The organism is Vibrio sp. 661, assembly GCF_033339315.1.
In the GTDB taxonomy this organism is placed as follows: domain Bacteria; phylum Pseudomonadota; class Gammaproteobacteria; order Enterobacterales; family Vibrionaceae; genus Vibrio; species Vibrio alginolyticus.
Genome location: NZ_JAWOUJ010000036.1, coordinates 1 through 4,964, shown reverse-complemented (window position 1 = coordinate 4,964; position 4,964 = coordinate 1). Strand labels below are relative to the sequence as shown.

The following is a 4,964-nucleotide window of genomic DNA, read 5'->3' as shown; positions in this document are numbered from 1 at the left end:
TTCCTCCTTAGCTCAGTTGGTAGAGCGACGGACTGTTAATCCGCAGGTCGCTGGTTCGAGCCCAGCAGGAGGAGCCACTTTTAAAGCCGCATCACTTGATGCGGCTTTTTTGTATCTGCTTTATACGTCATTTCTCGTTTTCCCATTTATCTGCACTTCATTTCTAAACATCAGCGAACATTAAATCCTTTCTTCAAAAACACTTATTTCACGCTAAAAATTTAATCCTCATCGTAATTTCAATACGCATTAGTATCCGAGCATATTCATCTTCACTAAGATGCCCGAGTTATTACATTTCTTCTTTTAGCTATGCCTTGCATAGTGATAACACTTTATTTGTGAGCTAAATGTGAAACTAAAAACTCAAGCCTATTTATTATCTGCGATCATATTGCTAGCTCTCCTAGCTCTGACCGCAACGGGCTTATGGACACTTCGCGTCGCAAGTAACCTTGATAACAAAGCTCGAGTTACTGAGCTATTTAAAAGTGCGTACAGCATACTTACCGAAGTAGAAAAGATGGCTATCGAAGGCAAAATGCCGGAAGACGAAGCGAAAGCATTAGCCACTCGCCTACTTCGTAACAATATCTACAAAGACAACGAATACGTTTATGTCGCAGATGAAAATATGATGTTCATCGCCGCACCACTAGACCCTCAACTGCACGGAACCAGCTTCCATGACTTTAGAGATGGCAGTGGTAATAGTGTAGGCCAACTCATTCTAGATGTATTGGGGCACAAAACAGGTCAGATCGTTGAATATACCTGGAGCCAAAAACAAGCAGATGGCAGCATTGAAGAAAAACACTCGATAGCAGAAAAAACACCACACTGGGGCTGGGTTGTCGGTACAGGTATTGGCTTTAATGAAGTTAACGCACGTTTTTGGTCGACAGCACAATGGCAGCTTGCGCTGTGTCTGATTATCGCGGGAAGTATTCTAAGTGGCCTGATCATTTCGATTCGCAAAATGCTTCATCTACTTGGTGGAGAGCCTAACGACGTGCGTAAAGCAGTTCAAGCTGTCGCTCAAGGAGACATTCAGACCAGTTTTGATACTGTGGCACCGAGAGGAAGTATCTATCGTGCCGTGCAAGATATGAGTCAATCACTAGCTACCATGGTGACAAACCTAGAGAAGTCTATGCATGCACTGCGCGCAGAGTTGTTTGCCGTAGAGTCTCGATCAAATACGATTGCCGATCTTACCGTATCTCAGCAGCAATCAACGGCGATGATTGCCACTGCGATGACTGAAATGGCATCTTCAGCCAACCATGTTGCCAATTCAGCAAGCGACACCGCAAACAATACGGACGAGGCAGACAAACAAAGCCAACATACTCAGAAACTCATTCATAACACGGTTGAAAACATTCAAGGTTTAGCTTCTCAATTAAATACTGCGAGTAAAGCGGTCGCCGATCTAGATCAGGATGTAAATAATATTGTAAAAGTGCTCGATGTGATTGGTGATATTGCAGAGCAAACAAACCTATTGGCACTCAATGCAGCCATTGAAGCAGCACGTGCTGGAGAACAAGGCCGAGGCTTCGCAGTCGTTGCTGATGAGGTACGCAACCTAGCAGGACGCACACAAGACAGCACAAAAGAGATTCAGTATATGATCTCCAATCTGCAAGAAGGCTCTCGCAATGCCATTCACACAATGGAAATATGTGCAGAAACCAGTGAAAGCACTGTTACAGAGTCTAAGAATGCCTCTGAAGCTCTACAGCAAATTGTAACGGCGTTAGAATCTATCACCACAATGAGCCAGCAGATCGCTACTGCTGCCGCTGAGCAGACGCAGGTTAGCGATGATATTGCGCTACGCATAAACCTTATCGAGGAAAGCGGAGGCCAACTCAACTCTGTCGTAACCGAGAGCCAATCAAGTACTCAAAGTTTAGCTTCACTAGCGAATGAGCTAGAAGGTTGGGTAAACAAGTTCTCAGTAAAGCACTAGTTTAAAGTCAATTGTTCAATAAAAAGCACGTTTTCAGACGTGCTTTTTTGTTTTTATCGCCTTTATTTTGCAAGTGAACACACTATCAATGTTAAAACATCGCTTAAAGCATGGCGCATTGCTGCTAAAAACGCATAAAAACAGCCCACTCCGAGCACAAATTCATCAAACGATATTTTATTTTAATTTTATTGTTGACCTGAAAGCCGAAAAGCCTTTTAATACACCTCGTCGCCCGGATAGCTCAGTCGGTAGAGCAGAGGATTGAAAATCCTCGTGTCGGTGGTTCGATTCCGCCTCCGGGCACCACAATTTATTAATTGTTGGTGCTTAGCACGAACAATTTTAAAGAATAAAATGTGCCGACTTAGCTCAGTAGGTAGAGCAACTGACTTGTAATCAGTAGGTCACCAGTTCGATTCCGGTAGTCGGCACCATTTATTCTCTTAAAAAGACAATTCCTCCTTAGCTCAGTTGGTAGAGCGACGGACTGTTAATCCGCAGGTCGCTGGTTCGAGCCCAGCAGGAGGAGCCAATTTTCATTATTAAGTTAATAACTTATTAATGACATTGTGCCGACTTAGCTCAGTAGGTAGAGCAACTGACTTGTAATCAGTAGGTCACCAGTTCGATTCCGGTAGTCGGCACCACTTATTAAAATTTGTTCCTCCTTAGCTCAGTTGGTAGAGCGACGGACTGTTAATCCGCAGGTCGCTGGTTCGAGCCCAGCAGGAGGAGCCATATTAGAAGAAGCCGCATCACTTGATGCGGCTTTTTTGTATTAGTTTAAAGCTAAGCTCTCTCCTACTACCCACGAAATAACATAAGCGCTTTGATTATTAAAAACCGCTTACCGCAAGCTAACTATCGACTCACTAAATAACCAGAAAATATTAACCACAAACGCGCGTGGCAAATGGTATGCCTTTCAACTAAAAAAAAGCCAGGTAAAAACCTAGCTTTTTAATTCAATCGGCCATCTCTGAAATCAGCTTAAACCACCAAGACAAATATACTTTGTCTCCAGATATTCATCGAGGCCTTGCTTAGCACCTTCCCGTCCAACACCCGACTCTTTAACTCCACCAAATGGAGCCACTTCAGTAGAGATGATCCCTTCATTTACTCCAACCATACCGTACTCTAAACCTTCACTAAAAGTCACAATACGCTTCAAGCTATTCGTATAGAAATAGCAAGCCAAACCATATTCTGTATCGTTAGCCATTTCGAGAACTTGATCATCATTTTCAAAGGTAACAATAGGCAACACAGGCCCGAATAGCTCTTGCTGAACAATCGACATATTCTGCGTCACACTATCCAAAAGAACGGGCTCCATAAAGCGACCAGGCCGTCTCTGTGGAGAGTTAGCAATAGAGGCTCCTTCTTGTACAGCTTGATCGATCACCGCCTCTAGTCGATGCTTAGAGGCCATCGTAATAACAGGACCTAATGTGACACCTTTCTCTAAACCATTTCCAAGCTTTAATTTGCTTAACTTCGACAATACTTTATCAATAAAAGCTTGTTTTACATTTTTATGAACATATAGCCGATTGGTACAAACACATGTTTGCCCTGCATTACGGAACTTCGACGCGACAAGCCCTTCCGCAGCCTCATCTAAGTCTGCATCTTCAAACACGATGAAAGGCGCATTACCACCCAACTCCATCGACACCGCCTTGACTGAATCACTGGCTTGCTTCATCAAAATTTTCCCAACGCGCGTAGACCCCGTAAAAGAGATCTTCTGAATCCTAGGATCAGTACTTAGTACTTGACCAAACTCAGCAGCCTGCTCCGACACCACGACAGAAAGCAGTTCTTTAGGGATACCAGCCTGATAAGCTAATTCAACAACAGCAATTGCAGTGAGAGGGGTAAGCTCTGATGGCTTGATCAACATGCCACAACCTGCCGCTAGGGCTGGTGCTGCTTTTCTTGTAATCATCGCAATAGGGAAGTTCCAAGGTGTAATTGCAGCGCATACTCCCACAGGCTGGCGAATTGCAGATAGACGTCTATCTGTCGTGGGGGCAGGAATAACTTCGCCATAAGCACGTTTTGCTTCTTCTGAGAACCACTCGACAAAAGAGGCACCATACATCACTTCCCCTTTGCTCTCAGCTAAAGGTTTACCCTGCTCTAAGGTAATAATCGTGGCTATGTCTTCTGCATTATCAAGAAGTAGTTGATACCACCCCCTCAAACGACGAGAGCGCTCTTTGGCACTTAATTTAGCCCAACGGACTTGCTCCGTTTTGCACTGACCAATGAGATCATCTAACTCATCAAGAGTACTAGGCTTTAACCGAATTAACTCTTGCTCAGTTGCAGGGTTGATGACCACAATTCCCTCTTCGGAAGACCATTGCTTAAATACAGATTTCAGCGTTTCATTTTTTATTTGTTGCATCATCAAACATACTCCTCAAGAACTCCTCTTAGGTTAATCGCTACTAGCAAGTTCAGCAAAGAAAACAAAGTTTTCTAAAAGGCATTAATTTTCGGAAGACTTAGATCTCTTCCTCACTATATTTCGGGAAATTGCGTAATCCACGCAACGACGGTCCCGCTCTAAACATGGAAGCAATGAATGTTTGAGAAATAAGATGTAGAAAATTATTGTTTAAGAGAGACGCTAACAAAACGCGCAGTGAGGAAGACTATTCATTCTACTACGGTTGAGGGCGAGTGTTATAAAGACTCATTGTTCAAATGACCAATCTTTCAACGAGGACATAATACAAACTCGGAGTAATTGGAAGTGCAGGCAGCAGGCCCATCTTCCTGAGAAACTCATGTGCCAAAAGGGTAAAGAAAGTCGTATTGTCTCGCCTTCAATGTGTAAATGCATTTCTAGGGGACACGACCAAACGAAAAAGCCCCAGTCTTTCGACTGGGGCTTAATATAAGTGGCGGAGTGGACGGGACTCGAACCCGCGACCCCCGGCGTGACAGGCCGGTATTCTAACCAACT

Annotated in this window: 2 protein-coding genes and 6 tRNA genes; 7 read left to right on the top strand and 1 reads right to left on the bottom strand. The window is 43.9% G+C overall.

From position 1 onward, the window contains the following. Position 1 precedes the first annotated feature (1 nt). From R7P69_RS24295 to R7P69_RS24265, 7 genes are all read left to right on the top strand, one after another. Positions 2-77: transfer RNA gene (locus R7P69_RS24295), tRNA-Asn, on the top strand. 275 nt (positions 78-352) lie between these two features. Next, positions 353-1,978: a methyl-accepting chemotaxis protein gene (locus R7P69_RS24290; protein ID WP_054702882.1), complete on the top strand. Its 1,626-nt coding sequence runs from the start codon at positions 353-355 to the stop codon at positions 1,976-1,978. A 233-nt stretch (positions 1,979-2,211) separates the two neighbouring features. Beyond that, positions 2,212-2,287: transfer RNA gene (locus R7P69_RS24285), tRNA-Phe, on the top strand. Between the two features lie 52 nt (positions 2,288-2,339). Beyond that, a tRNA-Thr gene (locus tag R7P69_RS24280) sits at positions 2,340-2,415 on the top strand. A 22-nt stretch (positions 2,416-2,437) separates the two neighbouring features. After that, positions 2,438-2,513, top strand: a tRNA-Asn gene (locus tag R7P69_RS24275). A gap of 39 nt (positions 2,514-2,552) precedes the next feature. After that, positions 2,553-2,628, top strand: a tRNA-Thr gene (locus R7P69_RS24270). A gap of 15 nt (positions 2,629-2,643) precedes the next feature. Then, a tRNA-Asn gene (locus tag R7P69_RS24265) sits at positions 2,644-2,719 on the top strand. Positions 2,720-2,966: 247 nt separating this feature from the next. On the opposite strand, the gene R7P69_RS24260 is transcribed toward R7P69_RS24265, so the two are convergent. Further along, entirely contained in the window at positions 2,967-4,403 is a 1,437-nt protein-coding gene (locus R7P69_RS24260; protein ID WP_238952121.1) for an NAD-dependent succinate-semialdehyde dehydrogenase, read from the bottom strand. Between the last annotated feature and the right edge of the window lie 561 nt (positions 4,404-4,964).